Source organism: Pseudomonadota bacterium, assembly GCA_039033415.1.
Taxonomy (GTDB): Bacteria; Pseudomonadota; Gammaproteobacteria; order Xanthomonadales; family SZUA-38; genus JANQOZ01.
In genome coordinates, this window is record JBCCCR010000007.1 from 1 (window position 1) to 18,844 (window position 18,844).

An 18,844-nucleotide genomic window follows, 5' to 3' on the forward strand; every position below is an offset into this window, starting at 1 on the left:
AGCGAGATGAATGGTATTTCAGGGCTTCCTCAAACAGACGAACGGCTCGCTCTCGGACTTCCGGGGAATAGCGGGGGGATTTCTTGTTCATGACTCCAGTTTCTCAACATTTGGAGTCTCCAGGAAACCCGGGGTGGTTCATGATGAGGTAGAACCCCAATGCTAGAAAACACCAGTCTTAGCCTGTGTAAGATTCGCGGATGCGTACGCAGGAACCGTGACTCTTAGGGACACAATAAGGAAATTCAGATTAGTAGGTTTGCCTGCTCAATCAGCCAGCTTACACCTGGAATTTCCTCAGCCCTAATTCCAAACACCTCAAATCGATACATAGTGAAATAGATAAATACTAACCCAATAGTCATCCAACTCAACATGCTTGAGATAAACCGCAAAAAACCTTTTTTGTTTAGATCGGCGTCTCCATTGGTTGTTGGATCAGGCTCCCTGAGTGCTTTCCAAAGCGCTATAAACAGGAGAAACACGACATAAAGGAAAAACACCCCGAGTGCTATTCGTGCCAAGAAAATAACTTCGGGATTGGCGTATTGACTGAGGAATTCAGACCAATTCAACGGATCAAAAAATAGTGCGAATGGCAAAAAGGTCACGAACGCAACTGACGAAATATTGAGTATGACCTGGATTGCAGTAGCAATCAGATCGTGCAGCGTTCCAATTAGATTTCCAAACGCCCTGATCGCTCTATTGATTGAATGACCAGTATGTTTCAGCCCTTGGGCTATGGAGTACACGACCTGACGAAAGGACTGGTTAATTACCCTGAGAACATTCATTTCCTTACCAGTTGAAGTGGCAATGGTGGTGTGATTTTATTCCAACTGCGCGTCAGTGCGAGCCCGCTCAGAAAAGTATCGGTAAGGTGGAATTCCCACGGAGCAATCGTTTGGAAAAGCGGCGCGCGGCGCCGCCGTTTCGCTTTCGGTGTAGAAATACTTATACCACACTGCCACCCTGGTCCACTGCCCGCCAGAGGTAGCATTGATACGGCCTGAGTTTTCCCGACACCTTCTTCCTACACAGCATACTGCTGTTCATACACCACCGTTGAGGCAGGATCATTGTGTGTATGACGGCGCTTCGGATTGTAGAACAGCTCGATGTATTCGAAGACCGCCTGCCGCGCATCATCCAGGGTGCGATTTTTTCGTCGTCTGATTTTTTCTTTCTTTAGGGTGCCGAAGAAACTTTCAGCCACGGCGTTGTCGTAGTGTCCGCGTCCGGTTGCATCTATTGACTAGTACGCTTAACTTCGGGGCTCAACAGCTGGAAAGCACAAATCGCAATGTTCTTCAAAAGCAATTCGGGTGTTACACCCTTACGAAATCGGGCTCTAGCGGTTCTCCTCGCTTATCCGCCGCTGGCGTACGGGGTGTTGGAGGCTACCCAGTTTTTTTCCGAAGAATTGCCAGTACTGCCTGCAGCGACCAATTCAATCGTACTGATCGCACTAACTGTGTTCTATCTATTTGCTGTGACGTTTACGTGGATTTGGGATGGGCGTTCGGCTAGAGCCACCGACGCTGTCCCACGTTGTATTACGCGGCGAGCTGACTACTACAAGGAGTATTACCGCCTAATAGAGGATGCGACAGAGGCGGTATTCATAGTTGGAGACGGGTTTTCTTGTCATGACGAAGAAAACTATCAGTACGCCAGCGGGTTGATCGCTGCGATGAACACTGCGCTCAAGAACGGCTGCGTAGTAAAGCGTTTTCAATACAACACGACGTTGAGCCTTGCTTGGCTGCAAATGCTGTGGGATTTAAAAGCTGCGCATGGCGACAAATTTCAGTTGTTCATGAAAAAGGAACTTGACCCAACCGCGCTGCCTTACGTGATTTGCCTCACTGATCCTCGAACGGATAAGGCTTCGGCCAATGTAATGTTTACACGCTCATCCGATACTACTCTGGAGGAGAAGAAAGGCGGTGCAGCGTTCATCGCCACAGGTCCGAACGACACCGAATTTGTCACGTTAATGAAGGAATCAGTGTCGGCTTTTTTCAGAAGCACCCACGCAATCGGGAGAGACGGACTAGCCAAGTTGCTTAGAGAGGTGCGCGACACACGCAGGGTTATGATCTACGAGCATTTGTCTAATCTCGAGTCCATCGAACTCGACTCCACTGCGTTGCGATCCGTAGCAAAAGAGCTTGGATTGCTCGACACAGATCTGGTGTTTGGTGTATCGGCTGAGATCCTGCAAGAGCGCGGTCAGCTTTATTTTGCGTTCGGATCGAATATGGACACTGCGCGAATGAACAAAAGATGCCCTTCTGCAAGGCCGCTTGCACTTGGCAAGGTGCGCGGCCGAGAACTTCGATTCAATATAATGGGCACAATCGGTGAAGGAAAAAACGGCGGGATCGCCAATATTGTGTCGGCAGACTCCTCGAAGTCTGTGTATGGAATTGTCTTTTGCGTCGATAAGGTCGAGCTTGCGGCTCTGAACGATCTTGAAACCAGCATGGGGTATCGAGTTGAAAACTTCGATGTCGAGATAGATGGAAAATTTGAAGTCAAAGCGGTGGCCTACACTACCGAGGGCGAACCAGATAACTTTGCGCCAACCGCTGCTTATAAGCAGTTCATCGAAAATGCGTTGGAGAGAAACAAGTTTCCGGAACACTACAAAAAGGAAGTGCATCGTGTCATGGATGGTTGATCTGGACTTGCGGCCAGGTTTTGCCGTCCTTATCTTGATGATGAACGTCGGTGCAAAGGCCCAATATCGAGTTACGTCCATATAGGCGTACGTGAGGAATCAGAATGACTAGATCGGTGTGATCAACGTGCGAACTTCCCGAGGGATTTTCTGCGACTTGTTTATGGCGGGCAGACTAAAATTGCGTGGCGTTCTATAGCTGAGTTAGTCGCGACTTGATCTGACACCTGGCTTGATGAAAGCGAGGGTTACCGGTTTTGATGAAAGTGCGAATTTTCATCAAAAACCTTAGGATACAACCCTCGAGGGTCAGTCTACATAGAGGATCATTGGAAACAAAATCGGATTGCTGAATCTGGCGGAAAAACTGGGCAATGTATCGGAGGCTTGCCAGATGATGGGCGTATCGCGAGATACCGATCTTTTCTGCGACCGACTTGGTAGCCGCCCAGCGGGATGAATGGTCCTTCAGGGCTTCCTAAGACAGACGAACGGCTCGCTCCCGGACTGCCGGGGAATATCGGAGTACTCTTTTATTCATAAACCCAGCTTCTCAACATTTGGAGTCTCCAGGCCTCCCCCCCGGGCGGGGAGGGGGTCAATAGCTGTTTTCGGCATCAAATTCCTCCAAGTACTCCGTTGCTCTAGAAACTGCTGCCAAAACTTCAGACGACGAGGTCACACCCAACGCGAACTCTAATAGCAATCTACACTTGCTGGTTCCAAGCACAGTGAAGACAGAAACCCCACAAAAATAGGAAATCTCGGAATTGGCTAGTTGCGAATCTCTTTTCGCTGGAGCCATGGCTTCCAATCTATTTAGGAAGCCTCCGAAATCACTCTCAACGGCCCCTGGATTCCTTTCAGAGAATTCAGCGGCAAACTGATTAGCCCGGTCAGGCATATTTCTTTCGCGAAGCTGATTCACAAATTCCATCGCGTAGCCAGTCTTTGCAAAGCGATTAGGCGCCGACGAGATTGCTTCAAGATAGTGTGTTTCCTGTACGGCAAGTAAATCCGTTGTATCGATTCTCCCTAGTAGGTAGCCTGCGAAGTGATGATCGTCGTGAGCATCTGAAAATTTGAGTTTCTGTAATTGCGTTACATAGCCATTTAGGCTGTTGGTCATCGCATGTGAATTCGCTAACGTCTTCCAAGCTGAGAGATTTTCGGGGTCGGATTCCAACACCATTTTCGCCCACTCTTCGCCTAACGCTCTATACTTTTCGCTTTCCTTTGAATGCGGAGGATAGTCAAATGATGCGTGGTTTAGATAGGCTCTTGCGATGATCGCTTGAAACCTTAGGGAAAATGTATTGGACTCCGCTCGTTGTGCCTCCAACTGTGCAAGCTTGACAGCACACCTTTTCGCAAAAATCTTGTTGCCGCCACAAAGCTGAAGCATCTCTTGTTCGAAATCAACTGTCGACGGCTGCGCAACCGCTAATGTTAGATTGAACCAGAGACACAAAAAGCCACAGCCACCAGCCCTATTCATGGGAGTACAGATATAATCGTCGGTCGGCAATCCGGCTCAAATGGGTTGGGCAGCGTATCGTGCTCGTAATATCTCAGGGCTGCTGAATCAGCCTGTCTTAAGAAGCTATCTCGGTTAGCTGAATTAGAAGCCTGAATATCACTTCGCGAAAAACAGTTGTTGTCGTTGTTTTTGTCGGCTAGCACCGTTGGGTTGGTGCTCGACGAAAACATCTGGCCTCGGCAGTTTACAGCTCCAGACGATGCCAAATTGGCTTGGGTGAAAAAAGGATGTGTATGAATAATATCATCCTCCACCCAATTAAAACCCGATATAGAACCTTGGCAGACATCACCAGTGCCTTCAGTACTCGTTATGTTTTGAATGAATGCACCCTGATCATTGCAACTAATGACAGCTCCGTATTCGTGCGGAACGTTTTGTGGTTGCGAATTCGCGAAGCCCTTCGCGGCCGCGGTCATTTGAGTGATGTTGCAAAAAGGTATTACATTTACTGAGAAATTTACGTTCCGGATATTACCTCCTTCGCACGGGCACTCTGCCTTAAAGCTCGCAGAATATACTCCGCTCGCTTGGTAATTCTCGGTTCCCGACAACGTCAGCCCTTGCGAAAATACAGGGTCGCCCTGTCCAGTGTCCCAAATCAGAAGGGGATTAGTAGAGCAGTTTCCCGTCAATACGCTTCCGGTAAAAAACACGTTAGCTCCTCGGTAAACAAAAACAGATGTAGTCGAAGTAAGGCTGCCCACGTCATCGTCCATTGAAGCCAATACTAAGCCGACGGTTCCTGCGCACGGGAGTGGCTCAGGATTGCAATTTATCGTGTAGTATTCCGGAGGAATAAAAAATGCGTTTGAGGGACGTTTGAAGTTAGCTTCATCATCGGTGTCGTTAGTTCTCGATACTTTGGTTCGTTCAAGCGCATTTACTATGGCGGATTGATTATCGGCGAAACCCCATTCGGACGCCAAAGCGAAGCCAGATCCACTGTTGTCTATAACGGCCCCATAAGTGCTGCCTATACCTCGGGTGTAACTGACATCCATGATCGACCCGTAAATGGCTGAGCTTCGAACTTCTAGTCTTTGTACCCCGCGCGTCCTAATGTCCTCCTGCTTTCGAAGATCGGGTTCATAGTCGTCATAGTCATAATGCCCAAGGAATTTTCCAGCATTTCTTACGCCGGTCACCCGTTGCAGAGGGTCATATGTAAACGTCAGATCGGATGACGCTCTTTTAACACGAATCGGATTTCCCGCGGCATCATATTCAACTCGCATGCTCGGGGCGCCCACTGCATCAACTCCTACTAATCTATTGGATTTGTCTAATTTGAAACTCTTCCTAACTGTTCGACCTGAAACCGTAGAGCTGATCGCAACGAGATTCCCAGATGCATCGTACTCGTAGTCTTCCACGTCTCCTTCATCGGTCTCTTGTCTAGACCTAAACCCCAGACTGTTGTATTGATAGCTAACTGATCCGCCATGGAAGAATTTGGTCCGCGCAAGTCGGCCAGTTGAACCGTACTCCAAAGTGGCGAACAATTCGCCGTCACGTTTAACCTGGTCAATTAACCCGATTTCGCTGTGCTTGAATTCATATTCAGCGTTATCCGACGAAAAAAACGTAAGGTCTCCGAATCGGTTGTATTGATACGAAAACTCATGAACTCTCGCGGCCCAGCGATCTTTAGTTACCTGAGATAGCAAATTTCCGTTGTCATCGTAAGTTTGAGTTTGGGTTGCATGTGCAGTGCGAGCAGTTACTACTTTTTTATGCCAGTTGTACTCGTAACCAACGGCAATTGCTCCGGAGGATTCATATCTGATTAGTTGTTCCAACCTGTCATCTTCAGCATATTCAAATTCAGCCTTCAGGACCCCATCCTCAATTAACTTGCTCACTCTATTTCGTGTGTCGAATCCAACCTCTGTGGTTAAGTCCAGACCATTTTTTATTAGATAGGTTAAGCCTTTTGAGTTTTGTTCAAATACCGACAGTGTATTTCCGCCGTCATACATCTCAGTTCGCTGTCCAATGTACTGGAATTTCGTAGCGACGCCTCCCGACATCATCGAAACAACTCGTTCTTGGTCATACTCAACCTCAATGGAACTGTTTCCTAACGGATCAATCACCCTGATCAGCTGGCCAGCATCATCGTATTCGTACTTCCACGGATTTCCCGCAACATCAATTACTTCAATCAACATACCGTTTTCACTATAACGATAAGATACCGACCTCTCAGACGAGTCGGCAACAGACTTTATCCTGCCTGTATTGATGTCCCGTTCCACCGTCATTTTCGATTTACCGCTTGTGAGTTCTGTTAGACGGTTGTTTGAGTCATATGCCAATTCAATTGTATTCAGATTGTTATCAACCACCTCTACCAGCTGGTAAGAGTCGCCAAGTTTGGCGAATTTCTTGACCCACAAATTTCGAAAATAAATCTCTATTTCATTTCCGACAAAAGAGATGTTCAGAAAGTCGGAGTAAAATGGTGTCTTAAGTGCAAGCACATCATCAGTTAGCTCCAACTCGTAAGTAGACCCGGACGAGTCGACATATGTGAAACTCAAATCGCTGTTAATACTTATTTTTTCATACGGGGCGAGCTTCCATCCCCGACCAAAGTCTGTTCCGTCCCGCGCAGATGAATCGTAAACACGACCCAGAACAATCGGCAGTCTGGCTAACGTGACAAGGTCTCTACGCAAAAAAGTTAGGTTGCCGTCCCCCACATTTACGTTATTTACTTGTAGCCCCCTAAAAGGGGATTGTTCATTTGGAAAAAAAGTTTGAAGTCGCCTGCGATCTGATAATTCGTTCAAAAATTCTGCGAACACCATAGTAGGGTTGTCCGACTCAGGAGCCGCAAGACAAGGACCCGTGATGTATAGAAGTGCAGAGAAAACAAGAGCAATTTGCGAGCTAGCGAGCGAGAAAAATTTCATTATCAACGCCTTATGACCTTTTTTCTTTTGGTAAATTATTACCCATTGGAAGTATTGTCAAAAGTGCAAATAATTTGGACAGCGAATGTAGCCACCAGCCCCGGCTGGGTAATTACGTGCGAAAACAGTCACTCAAGATCAGCCAAACGAAAGGCTAACCTCAGGTTTGCAGAGCGTTGATTAGTAAAGTCAACCGGACCTGCAAGACACTTATTCGGAAATCAGAGTGTTGCCCTACTCCATTTTACGAATGCACTTTACGTGAGTCCTCGAAAATGGTCTGCAGACGTACGATCACAAAACTCGGCTACCTTTGGTACCGCTAGAAACCCCATAAGAGCAAGGTAGGCCCCTGCTAACGGGTTCTACCGCATGAATTCGGACGGTTGAGTTAAGTGTGATATCCGCTGCTGCCAGCACCGAGCTGACCCTTCGTTGACTTAAGCCATGGCGCCGATACTTAGACCACGCGGTGCTCTAGCGTGCTGGTCTCCCCAAGACCGCGGTAACACCAGCGGCGCACCTCGCGCAGCGAGCCGGAAAGCAAGCGAAGCGTTAGAATGACCCTATGACTGATCGCAGATCCTTTTTGAAGTTCTCTGGTGCTTCGCTACTGGCACCATCATTTTTTGCCGCGGGCGCGGAAACCAATCAAACGCTTGCCCGACGGGCAATCCACGGAACGAGCGAACGACTCGCAGTAGTCGGTCTGGGAAATTCAAATGCGTTTCGTCGTGGCGATCGCCCGGTCGCGCAGGACTTACTGGAGCTTTATTTTCGCCATGGTGGCAATTACATCGACGCTTCAGGCTCAAGCGCGGCGTTTGTTGGCGGTCTCGCTAAGGAAATGAGTGCCCAGGATCAGGCATTCATCGCAAATTACCTAAGTCCTGATCAGCGCCAAACCATGCAACAAGCAGCTTCTACCCTCGCGAAAGCGCAGAGTAAGTCAGCGCTGGATCTCGTCCACACTCGAGACATCAAAGGATTTGCCGCGGAACAAAGCCGGTACCAGGCGCTCAAGGAAGAGGGGCTAGTTCGTTACCTCGGGGTCGCTCGGATCGGAAACACCGAGGTTCATGATTTCATTGGTGGCCTGGTTGAGGCAAAACGCGTTGACTTCATTCAGGTGAACTACTCGATTCTTGAACCCGGTGCAGCAAACCGACTCCTGCCGCTCGCGCAGGACAAGGGTGTCAGCGTTGCGATATCCAGACCATTCATCAATGGCAACTACTTCCGCCTTGTGCAGGACAAGGCGTTGCCAACCTGGGCGGCCGAGTTTGACTGTGATAGCTGGGCGCAGTTTTCACTGAAATATATTCTGTCTCATCCAGCGGTGACTTGCGTGCTGACGGAGACGGCGAACCCAAAACATGCGTTGGATAATCTTGGCGCCGGCTTTGGCCGGCTTCCTGACGAAGCGATGAGACAGCGCATGGCAACGCATTTGCGAAGCCTGATTTAGCACCGAGCTGCGCCCGATTCTGTTTTTGCGCTTTGCGGGATCGCTGAAACTGCAACGCCGAATTGCGGACCTTCTAGCCGGGACGGCCACAACACGACACTAAAGGTCGCCTAGCAGCAGGCTGCCTACTCAAACCCGTCTGCAAAGATGATATCGAGATCTTCGACCGCGTTGGCCCTAACCGCAAACGTGTACGGGTTTTCGTCGTCGTCGTCATTGGGGATGTTAACGAGCGCCGCAGTTACTCCGATGATCTCGGTATCAAAGGACACCTCGAAGGTCACGGCGTTGCCCGGCGGAATCGAATCGCTAGCCGGTTGCACCACGCTAAAGCCTGCACCCGGCACCGTGATGTCGTCGGTGAGTGTCAACATTCCCGTGCCTTCATTGCGGATCGTAAAAGTCCGGCTGACTGGGGAGCTGCCCACAAGCACTTTACCAAAGTCGGTGTTGTCCGTGGCTCGCGGCGTGGTATCTCCGTCCGCAATGGCATTACCATTGCCTTGGACGTCGATTTCTCCCGGAGCTTCGGTGACAAAAAAGAACCCCAGCTCGTCAACGATCACTGAGATCGTGTTGTCAATCGGGTTCACGATGCTGGGTAGCACCGTATAGGGGCCGTCAGCGGCCGGCGCGTGCACCATCAGCAGCGCGCTTTCATCCGCCGTGAGTAGCTCAGCGTCGATATAACGAAACGTCAGTTCCGCGCCCGACCATGCGCCACGGTTCGTTTGCAGTTGCCAGTGAACTTCAGCCGCCGAGTCGCCAAACGCGCCGCTGCCTCGATTCAGGGTCACTTCATGAGAAGAGGCATCGGTGCCAAGGTTAACAAAATCAAAGCCATCGTCGAAATCCATCCATACACGCGCGTCCGGCGAGTCGTCGTTGCTGCCATCACCGCTCACCCCCACCGCCTGACGGGGCGCGTCCCCGTTGCGCATAAAGGTGCGATACGTGGCCGTGAGTTCGGGCGAGGCGGTGCTAAACACCACATAGCTGGTTCCAGCAAAACCATTACTGGCGGACGCGCCCACAACGAGGTCCGCCAGCCCATCGCCGTTCACATCTCCTGCGCCCGACACGCTGCCGCCAGAAAAGTCGCCCGCTGCGGCACCCTTGATGGCAAACCCGCCACTGCCCAGACTGCCCAGGTCCACCGTGCCATCGCTCGATTTGCCGAAGACCACGTAGCTGGTTCCAGCATTGACCTCGCCGTCCGGAGCCGCTCGGTAGGCGCCAACAATCAAGTCCGCCAACCCATCACCATTCACGTCTCCCACGCCCGATACGCTCAAGCCCGAACGGTCGCCCGCTGCGGCACCCTCGATGGCAAACCCGCCGCTGCTCAGACTGCCCAGGTCCACCGTGCTAGAGCTAGTCTTGCCAAATACCACGTAGCTGGTCCCAGCATTGGTCTCTCCGCCCACATCCACGCGGAATGCGCCCACAATGAGGTCCGCCAGCCCATCGCCGTTCACGTCGCCCGCGCCCGACACGCTGCGGCCCGATCGGTCGTCCGCTGCGACACCCTCGATGGCAAACCCGTCGCCGCCCAGATTGCCAAGGGCCACCGTGCCACCGTCCGACTTGCCAAAGACCACGTAGCTGGTTCCAGCATAATTCTCACCGCCCGGATCCGCGCCGTCAGCGCCCACTATCAGGTCCGCCAGCCCATCGCCATTCACATCTCCCGCGCCCGACACGCTGCCGCCAGAAAAGTGGTCCGCTGCGGCACCCTCGATGGCAAACCCGCCGCTGCCCAGACTGGCCAGGTCCACCGTGCCACCGCTCGACTTGCCAAACACGACGTAGCTGGTTCCAGCACGATCCTCATTGCCCGGATCCGCGTTGTACGCGCCCACAATGAGGTCCGCTAGCCCGTCCCCATTGACGTCGCCCGCGCCCGACACGCTGCCGCCAGAAAAGTCGAACGGTGCGGCACCCTCGATGGCAAATCCGCCACTGCCCAGACTGCCCAGGTCCACCGTGCCACCGCTCGACTTCCCAAAGACCACGTAGCTGGTTCCGACTAAATTCCCAGTGCCTGGTGCGCCCACAATCAGGTCCGCCAGGCCATCGCCATTCACGTCGCCCGCGCCCGACACGCTGCGGCCAGAATAGTCGTTAGCTGCGGCACCCTCGATGGCGAACCCGTCGCTGCCCAGGCTGCCCAGTTCTACCGTGCCACCGCTCGACTTCCCAAAGACCACGTAGCTGGTTCCAGCGTAATTCTCATCGCCCTGATCCGCTTGGGCAGCGCCTACAATCAGGTCTGCCAGTCCATCGCCGTTCACGTCGCCCGCGCCCGACACGCTGCGGCCAGAATAGTCGTTCGCTGCGACACCCTCGATGGCAAAACCGCCGCCGCCCAAATTGCCGAGATCGATGGTTTGAGCTTGCGTTCGTGGCGTCGCTGTCAACGACAACGACAATGCCACCGCCGCCGCCAGCGGAAGCAGACGACCGCGCGGTCGCGCCGAGCCTAGGTCAAACTGACAAGCCACCCGAGCGTTTGCTGCAAAAATGGGGTATTGACTGTCCAATCGATAACCATTGGTTGCCATGGGGCTAATTGGTGCGCTGGAGACGAATAATGCGAGCGGAATCTGTCTCATGTGTCGATTGTTAAGCACATCCTGTGCTCACGTCCATTGCCTGAACTGCTAGATATTTTGAGCAGCGATCGTGTGAGTGACCGTGGTAGTGAACGTGTAATTCTCCGTTTAAATTGAGGCCTGTGAGATTTGCATCGATTTCGATTCGAGACACGAGCGCTTGGCGACACCAAGCGTACCCCCCTTCCAATTCCGTACCAGAACGCCTACATCGAACGATTCAATCGGAGCAACCGAAATGAAGTGCTCGATGTCTGGATTTTCCGAAATCTAGACGAGGTCCGAGAAATAACGTGGCGCTGGATGCTGGAGTAAAACGAGGAAAGAGATCATGACGGACTCGGTGGGCTAACGCCCGCAGAAGTCCTTTACCGAGCCAAAGTGCTAACTAACGAGACGTCTACTTGACGGGGAAGCTTACGCAATCACACAGGCGTTGCGACCGACCGAGGCGCTAGCTGCCGATGCCAAGGGTTAGGTCTTACCTGATTCGCTTTCGCTGTTTAAACAGCTATGGCCCCTCAAACCCGTCAGCGAACAAGGGATCGGGCGGAGTCACTGAGCCGTCCTGCTCAAAGGCGCCCTGATCGGCCAGATTCGGGCTGATGCGAAACAAACCATCCAGATCCCGACCGCTGCTGATTTCGCACTGATCAACGCTGACAGAAATGGCCGAAAGTCGATAGTCACCCCGGGCCGTTGTGATGAAATTGGGGTTGCCCAGATTCGGACCCAGAGGCACACCAGCCTGCTGAGGCTGTGAGTTGTTACAAGCCCCCGTGTAGGCCACGTTAGTGCCCACTGCCGGACCCTGGCCGTTGAGCTGTAGGATTGAGCTAAAGACACTGACCTGGGCGGTCTCGTCCGCGGCGCGCAGCGGACTTGCCACGTTGCCCGCTAACGTCACGTGGCGAAGCATCAGCTGCTGGCTGCCTTCGACCAAAAGTGCCGGCGCCGCGCTTCCCGGCAGACCGTTGTCGGCCACCAAAACGTTGTCCATTGTCGTCAGGCTATGCTCAGTGCCCCGGATCTCGATCACCGCGGCGTCTGCCTCGTTCAGGCTCATGGTCTGGTTGTCGACAAACGCCACCCGATTGAAACTGATGTTGCCCTCAGCCAGGTTATTGCTCACATAGAACGCGCCGCCGGTTGTGCTGGCGATGTTGTTCGAAAACATCGTGCAATACTCGTCGCTGGCCAAAGCGAATGGATCGCAGTTTGATGGCAAGACGCCAAATTGAAGACTGCTGTTCTGGGAGGAGATGGCGCCGCCCCGGTCGGACTGGTTTCCGGCGAAGCGCACATTGCGGAACGTTGCCGAGGCCACCCGCGAAAGGGACAAGGCTCCGCCCAACGCATCGGTACTGTTGTTAATGAACCGCGTATCGGTGACGTCCAATTGGTCAAGACGGGTGGCGCTGATCGCGCCCCCGTCGCCGATGGGAGACACCTCGTTAAAGGCCGTGTTGCTCAGGAACTGGGAGCCAACGATAGTCGCCGTCAACCCGCTGGTTTCCCCGTCTATATCGATGGCGCCCCCCGCGCCGGTAGCCTCGTTGCCTGTGAACGACGAGTTACCGATCACCAGGGTGCCGGCGCCCATCAGAATGGCGCCGCCACGCGATCCACCGCCGTCGGTGGCCCGGTTGTTGTCCATCGTCACGTTGTCCAGCGTCAGCTCGGTGGCGCTGGCGTCGAGCTGGAAAATGCCACCTCCTTCGTCGGCCTCGTTTTCGGAAAAGACCACACCACCCTGAATCAAAGCGCTGCCACCGATCAAATACAGGGCCCCGCCCTGGGAGTTGGCTGCGTTGTTCTGCAATGAGCCACCTTCCAGCGTCAGCTCACTTTCGAAACTGAATATGGCACCGCCCCTTCCCGTTTCGTTCTGGCTAAACATGCTGCCTACGCTGCAGAGCTGGGCGGCGTTGAGCGAAATCGCGCCCCCAAGAGAGAACGCGCTGTTTTCCATGAACATCACCGAATCCAACGTCACCACAGCGTCGTCCCCGGCGTGGATCGCGCCGCCGCCGGCGTTGGATGCCACCTGAGACGTTTCGTTCATGTTGAAGATTGCGTTAGCCAGGTCAACGGAGCCGCCACGAACTGCCAGGCCGCCGCCAACCCGCCCGGACCGGTTTGCGGCAAAATTAGCGCTATCGCCGGTCACGGTTGAATTGATGGCGTACAGGCCTCCGCCCTCGTCGCCTGCACTGTTGCCGATAATCCTGGCTTCCGTACCTAGGGTGATGGTGCTGTTGCTGGCGAAGATGCCACCGCCATTTCCGTCAGCGGTATTAAATAACGGCGGAAAAACGGTAGGTACACGGCCGATTCGGGCATCTTCAACCGTGAGTTGGCCATCAAACAGCGCGATGCCCCCGCCGTCGCCGGGTGACACTAGACCGTTGAGCAACTGCGTATCCCCGGTGAGGGTGAGGCGGGAAGCGGTGGCGCCCCCCTCCACGTAGATCAGACCACCGCTTAACGTTGCCGTGCCATTCTCGACGCTTACACCATCCAGGGTGACCTGGGAGGCTTCGGTGACAGCCAAAACACCGCCGTTGGAGGCCACCGCCGACTCGAGCGTTAGGTTGCGGAAGGTGACCCGGGCGCCATTGAGTACATGCGCCAGCCCGCCCACGCTGTCGTCGCTACCTCCTGCACCGCTTAGCACCACGGCCGGGAAACTGGCCGTGGTGTCTTCCGCCTCGCAGCCGGTAAACCCCGGGGACGCGGCGCGACCCGGCACCAGCACTAGGCTTTTGTCGATTTCCCCGATGAGCGCTTCATAGGTGCCCGGTGCGATGATGATGGTATCGAGACTGCTTGCCGCCTCCACCGCCGACGCCACAGATTCGTACGCACAGGGACCACCGTTGATGCTGGCAATATCTGGCGGTGGGAGCGTAAAGCCCTTAGGGCCCGCACCCCACCCTGAGGTCGGAAGCACCGCTACTAGCAAAAGAGCGAGGGGCTTAAAACGAGATCGCGCGATCATGTGACCACTCCGAGTTATCCGCTTGTATCAGTGCCTAATACGAAAACAGGAAGCGGGGATGACACGGGGCAGCAAAAAAAGCTCCGGGTGAGATCTCGGGCGAGACAGCAACGCTATTAGGTGTCTCAGTTAGAATGACCGACAGTCAGCGCTCACCGAGAACAAGGTTAGACTTGTCAGCTATCCGAACCACCAACTGCTCCTGGACCCTTTGATTTCGACATCAATCATGTTCGAGAGGAAGAAATGAACTCAAAAGCAATCCTGACCCAGCTTGTTGCAATCGCCCTTGCGCTTACCGGGACATCTGCCCTTGCCCAGCCCCCGGCCACCGTCCTTGAAAAAGACCTTGCCCTGATGCTGGACTGGTTTCCCGGCCGGTATGACAATTCGCTGCAGGTTTTCTGGGAACCGGAGCTTGAAGTGCCGGAGGACCACCGGCATGAGCGCATTCATTCCATTTTCCGACGCGTTGACCTTCCGGAGTTCGGAGAAAACGTCTTTTACGTCGAGCAATATGGCGACGGTGACCCCGCCAATATCTATCGCCAGCGCATCTACGCATTCACCGCCGACGCTGAAGAAGATGCAATCCGATTGAAGATCTACACGCCAACCGAACCTGATGTCATTGTTTCGGCCTTCAACAACACCGATTTGCTTTCAGATCTGACGGTGGCCGATACCACGACAAATGCGGGCTGCGACGTTTTCTGGCGTCGACAATCCAATCAGTTCATCGGCTATATGAAAGAGGGAGCCTGCCGCTTTGTGTCCCAGCGATCTGGCAAGGAGATAGTGATTACCGACGATCTGGTTCTGACCGACAGCGAGATCTGGATTCGGGATAAGGCAGAGACCGTTACCGGCGAGTACGTCTTCGGAAACAAAGCGGACGTCCACCACAAACTCCGGAAGATCCGCGCTTTCGAATGCTGGGTGGCTCGACTTCGCGGGACGAAACATGGGGACAGTGGCGAGGGCAATAACGACTGGTCGTTTCAAAGCGGCTTGTGGCTCCACGACCAGGGCGGGCAGCTGCAGCTACCTGGCGGAGAAGATTTTGAAACGGACGCGCGGCTGATTCTCCGCAGGATGGAATGGCCCACGGGATCCAGCCGCTCGTCACTGGTTCTATATGCCTACGAAGGAGCGTCGGAGCGCGCAGTCTCCTACGCGTGGGCCGAATATGACGGCGAGCGAATCGGACTCAATCTGCGCTGGATGCAGGCCAGCTGCTCTCACAAACCAGAACTGACTTACCAAAGCGTCGAAGGATAAGAAGCCCGCACCTGGTACGGCGGCCTGCTCGATGGAACGAATGGGTATGTCGAGGATAAATCGTTGCTCCGTAGTTCAATAGTGGAAGAGCTATTCGTTGACGCTGTTCAGATACGCCCTTAACGCGTGCGGATCCCAGCCGATTTGTTTTGTGCGCACACCGTCCGCATCAATCAGGAACCCAGGCGTGCCGACGAATCCCAGAATATCTAGGGCCGCTATATTGTTTTGGATTTCGCTCAGATTCGCCTGCACGACTGGGGCGATATTCGTATCGTCGATAAGAACACCGACGTGCTGCCGAATCGACTCGATCGCCTGGTGAGAGCCTATCCGCTCATCAGACGCCATCAAGTCGGCGTAGACCGCCTTGTAATGTGCTGGGTTATCAATTGAAAAGGTCAGTGCGGTCGCTCTTATTTATCCGTCGCCGAAAACCGGGACGTCCACCGCGACCAATCGAACGTTTGGGTAAGCGGCCAGCAAATTCGGCAGTTCACGATGGGCGACTCGACACGATGGGCAGTTGTAGTCGAAAAACTTGTAAATCGTAATAGCGCCCTTCGGATTCCCGGACACGCCGCCACGAGTCACCGCGCGGCGCAGTACACTGTCGACAAAGGCCTCGGTCGAACCCTGACTTTTGGCCACGGCTGAGCCCACGGCCGACAAAGGCTGCGGCGGCGATGCAGTCATATCCTGTCCACGCTCGCGAGCATCGATCCAAGTAGCAATATCCCGGCGACCGGCGGCGCTGACGACATGCGGCACGGAGTAGACGTTGAGCTCGACCTGGCGGCCGACCTCAATCAGCCGGGAAACTGCGAGGTCGGTGTCCTCTGCTCGAACACTCGGATCTCGTGTGCCGTGGCCGATCAGGACGGGCGCGGAGACGTCGGATACGATAGGTACGTCAAACGCCGGAAGGCTTCCAGCAAAGCCGACGAAGCCCGCCGCGTCCGACGGCCGCAGGAAGGCGGCGGACAAAGTCATCGTGGCGCCTTGGCTAAAGCCGACGAGGTAAACTCGTTCAGGATCAGTTTTAAGCCAGGCTGTTATCGCATCGATACCGTTGAACAGGCGATCGTTAGCTTTGATGATCGTGTTGGCATCAATAGCGGGACCACCTGCGCCGTTCGATACAGGAAACCAGGCATAACCTCGTGGCTCGAGCGCTTCGAAGCCCCGAATGGCCACATAGGTGTGAGGTGTTGACGGCTCGATGTTCACGAGAGTTGTAATCTGCTGCTCGTCCATTCCGTAGCCGTGCAGACCGACCATCAGCGCAGACCGTTCCGCCCCCTCCGGGGGGGACCGGAGGACGCGAAGGACGATCTCCCCTGATGATGTTGAAAGCCCTGTCGCCCCATCGGCCAGGACGCGGACGTTGGGCGGTTCACCCACGCTGTCGCAGGCTGTCAGCACTGAGCACAGCAAGAGCGCAACAAGACCTTTTCCCGGATACACAGGAACCAATCTGGCCCGACTAGTTACCGCCGCCGGCAGCCTGTAGGGCTGCGGTCTTCCGTGGATGAACTGCATCGTTTTCAATAAAATATTTCGCGTCGTCGACTGCGACAACAACCTGCTGTGTCATCGCACCGCGAAAAAACGCGATGGCCTGCGGTGGCACGCCCGGAGCAGTTGCAGCCGTTATCTCCACCGTGATCTGCGTAGTGTCGCTGTCGATTTCATTCACTAACCAGACAGCTTCGCCGTAAGTGACAAACGGCGGCATTCCCTGATCAATGGAGTATGCGAAAACACCCTTATCTTCATCATATTGGGTTATGGTTTCTTTCGTTTCGCCATTGAAGGAAGGAATGAAGCAGGCTCGCTGATCACCTACGATTTTGTCGCCGTTGCGATCCGTCACGGTAATCTTGCCAATGTTGCTTGACCAAACATGGGCGTCGCCAAAGCCGTCCGCGACAACCGCCCACACGTCGGCTTTACTCGCCTTGAGGATTCTCGTCTGACGGACGATCGCGGGATTGAAACCACTGTTACTGCCGTGGTCTGCATAACCTCCATGCTTGGCCGACAACTTCACGAGAGCGTCAGTCAGAGATTTGCTCATCGACACGCTGGCATCCGTTCCGGCAGCATTGAAGTAGTGATTCCAGGTCACCACTGACCCCTTCCTTTCATCGGCGGACGTGACTGTCAGCACCGCAAGGTGATCAGATATGTCCATGGGATTCGTATCGGCGATTGAATAGGCGAACGTACGTGACTTCGCGTCGTCGGCGAGTACGGTCTCGCTGACGCTCCCGCCGCTCCTGAGCCTTACGGTGCGTCGCTCACCAACCTTGGCGCGAGAGATGGAGTGAACGCCATCGAACAGGCCCGCCACGTTGTTTGAGTTGGTGAGATACTTCCATACTGCACCAGCTGATTCGCTGACTTCCGCCGAGCGGGAGAACTGCAGTGGCGCTGAAGTGTGCTCATCAACTTTTACAGCACCATCCGTTCTTGGCGGCATTTGTGGTGCGTCTTGAGCTCCTGCACTCAGGTGGAACGCTAGTACGGCAACTGCGACAAACATGGTCGTTAATCGATACTTGATCATGGGGATACCTCCTCTGCTAACGGCATGAGTACGACGTTAGTTATCCAATAGTTGTTGTAAAACAAGGCAAATAAAAAGGTTTACGCGGCTGCACGCGCTTTCTGAGCCTGCTTGGAGCTGGCTTTCTCAGTTTTTCGAGGATGAACGCGACCCTCCTCCAAGTAGAACTTGAATTCCTCCAGAGACTCGTCGATGGCCTTGCCGAACTGTTTCTTCATCATCCAGCCCATCAGAAAGGCGAACGGCTGCGCCAAGTCGGCTGTCATGGTCATTGTCGCGGCGCTGTCATTCGTACCAGCGGGTTGAATGACCCAGCTTGCCCGAATCGATTTGACGAAACCTGGCAGGGCCTTTCCGGTGACGGCATAGGCAATGAGTCGGCGACTCTCGTCGTAATCGACTATTGACTCATCGAACTCGCCCTGTGAGGTGCTGCAAACGCGCCCCCCCGCCGGTGCCCCGTTTGGTGCGGCGCTGTTGTTGTGCGAGGTTGAGACAAAGACGTTGCTAGCCCATTTGTCGACGTGGGCAAACTCGGGGCCGATGACCGCCCAAGCCTCGTCAGCCGATGTCGCGATCCTAATTTTGCGGTGAATTTCCATCCTTAACTCCTTCGTAAACTCCCGTTTTCGCCTAATTCCTAATTCCAACCGCTCACCAGTCGTCACAGTTTCCTGCGTCTGCCAGACTTGTTTTCCAACGTCGGTTGTATTATCAATGTCGCTTTATAGCGCAACCCTTTGCGTTTTACAACTCG

At 53.9% G+C, this 18,844-nt stretch carries 12 protein-coding genes and 3 pseudogenes; 5 read left to right on the forward strand and 10 right to left on the reverse strand.

The genetic code is table 11. From position 1 onward, the window contains the following. Nucleotides 1-245: 245 nt before the first annotated feature. Nucleotides 246-797: a hypothetical protein gene (locus tag AAF358_06985; GenBank protein MEM7705279.1), complete on the reverse strand. Its 552-nt coding sequence runs from the start codon at nt 795-797 to the stop codon at nt 246-248. 239 nt (nt 798-1,036) lie between these two features. Then, nucleotides 1,037-1,234, reverse strand: a pseudogene (locus tag AAF358_06990) (IS3 family transposase). Between the two features lie 72 nt (nt 1,235-1,306). On the opposite strand from AAF358_06990, the gene AAF358_06995 reads away from it, so the two are divergent. Both AAF358_06995 and AAF358_07000 read left to right on the forward strand, forming a co-directional pair. After that, nucleotides 1,307-2,689, forward strand: a complete 1,383-nt coding sequence (locus tag AAF358_06995; protein ID MEM7705280.1) for a gamma-glutamylcyclotransferase family protein — start codon at nt 1,307-1,309, stop codon at nt 2,687-2,689. 325 nt (nt 2,690-3,014) lie between these two features. Continuing rightward, nucleotides 3,015-3,107: pseudogene (locus AAF358_07000) on the forward strand (helix-turn-helix domain-containing protein). 180 nt (nt 3,108-3,287) lie between these two features. Here AAF358_07000 and AAF358_07005 read toward each other — a convergent pair. Further along, nucleotides 3,288-4,217: a hypothetical protein gene (locus AAF358_07005; protein MEM7705281.1), complete on the reverse strand. Its 930-nt coding sequence runs from the start codon at nt 4,215-4,217 to the stop codon at nt 3,288-3,290. Next, on the reverse strand, nt 4,184-7,150 hold the full coding sequence (locus AAF358_07010; protein ID MEM7705282.1) for a DUF6531 domain-containing protein: 2,967 nt from the start codon (nt 7,148-7,150) through the stop codon (nt 4,184-4,186). Before AAF358_07010 ends, AAF358_07005 begins: the two co-directional genes overlap by 34 nt. 568 nt (nt 7,151-7,718) lie before the next feature. Here AAF358_07010 and AAF358_07015 point away from each other — a divergent pair. After that, nucleotides 7,719-8,618, forward strand: a complete 900-nt coding sequence (locus AAF358_07015; protein MEM7705283.1) for an aldo/keto reductase — start codon at nt 7,719-7,721, stop codon at nt 8,616-8,618. 125 nt (nt 8,619-8,743) lie between these two features. Here AAF358_07015 and AAF358_07020 read toward each other — a convergent pair whose 3' ends face one another. Next, on the reverse strand, nt 8,744-11,044 hold the full coding sequence (locus AAF358_07020; GenBank protein ID MEM7705284.1) for a choice-of-anchor D domain-containing protein: 2,301 nt from the start codon (nt 11,042-11,044) through the stop codon (nt 8,744-8,746). 381 nt (nt 11,045-11,425) lie between these two features. Here AAF358_07020 and AAF358_07025 point away from each other — a divergent pair. After that, nucleotides 11,426-11,641, forward strand: a pseudogene (locus AAF358_07025) (transposase). 103 nt (nt 11,642-11,744) lie between these two features. Here the strand turns inward: AAF358_07025 and AAF358_07030 are convergent. Further along, on the reverse strand, nt 11,745-14,234 hold the full coding sequence (locus AAF358_07030; protein MEM7705285.1) for a hypothetical protein: 2,490 nt from the start codon (nt 14,232-14,234) through the stop codon (nt 11,745-11,747). A gap of 246 nt (nt 14,235-14,480) precedes the next feature. Here AAF358_07030 and AAF358_07035 point away from each other — a divergent pair, with 246 nt between their 5' ends. Further along, nucleotides 14,481-15,515: a chromophore lyase CpcT/CpeT gene (locus AAF358_07035; protein MEM7705286.1), complete on the forward strand. Its 1,035-nt coding sequence runs from the start codon at nt 14,481-14,483 to the stop codon at nt 15,513-15,515. A gap of 90 nt (nt 15,516-15,605) precedes the next feature. Here the strand turns inward: AAF358_07035 and AAF358_07040 are convergent, their stop codons facing one another. The 4 genes from AAF358_07040 to AAF358_07055 form a co-directional block, all read right to left on the reverse strand. Then, the gene (locus AAF358_07040) at nt 15,606-15,866 is read right to left on the reverse strand and encodes a hypothetical protein (GenBank protein MEM7705287.1); all 261 of its coding nucleotides are present in this window, start codon (nt 15,864-15,866) and stop codon (nt 15,606-15,608) included. Nucleotides 15,867-15,935: 69 nt separating this feature from the next. Further along, nucleotides 15,936-17,057, reverse strand: a complete 1,122-nt coding sequence (locus tag AAF358_07045) for a dienelactone hydrolase family protein (protein MEM7705288.1) — start codon at nt 17,055-17,057, stop codon at nt 15,936-15,938. Further along, the gene (locus AAF358_07050; GenBank protein MEM7705289.1) at nt 17,002-18,087 is read right to left on the reverse strand and encodes an SRPBCC family protein; all 1,086 of its coding nucleotides are present in this window, start codon (nt 18,085-18,087) and stop codon (nt 17,002-17,004) included. Before AAF358_07050 ends, AAF358_07045 begins: the two co-directional genes overlap by 56 nt. 80 nt (nt 18,088-18,167) lie before the next feature. Further along, entirely contained in the window at nt 18,168-18,689 is a 522-nt protein-coding gene (locus AAF358_07055; GenBank protein ID MEM7705290.1) for an SRPBCC family protein, read from the reverse strand. Nucleotides 18,690-18,844: the final 155 nt, after the last annotated feature.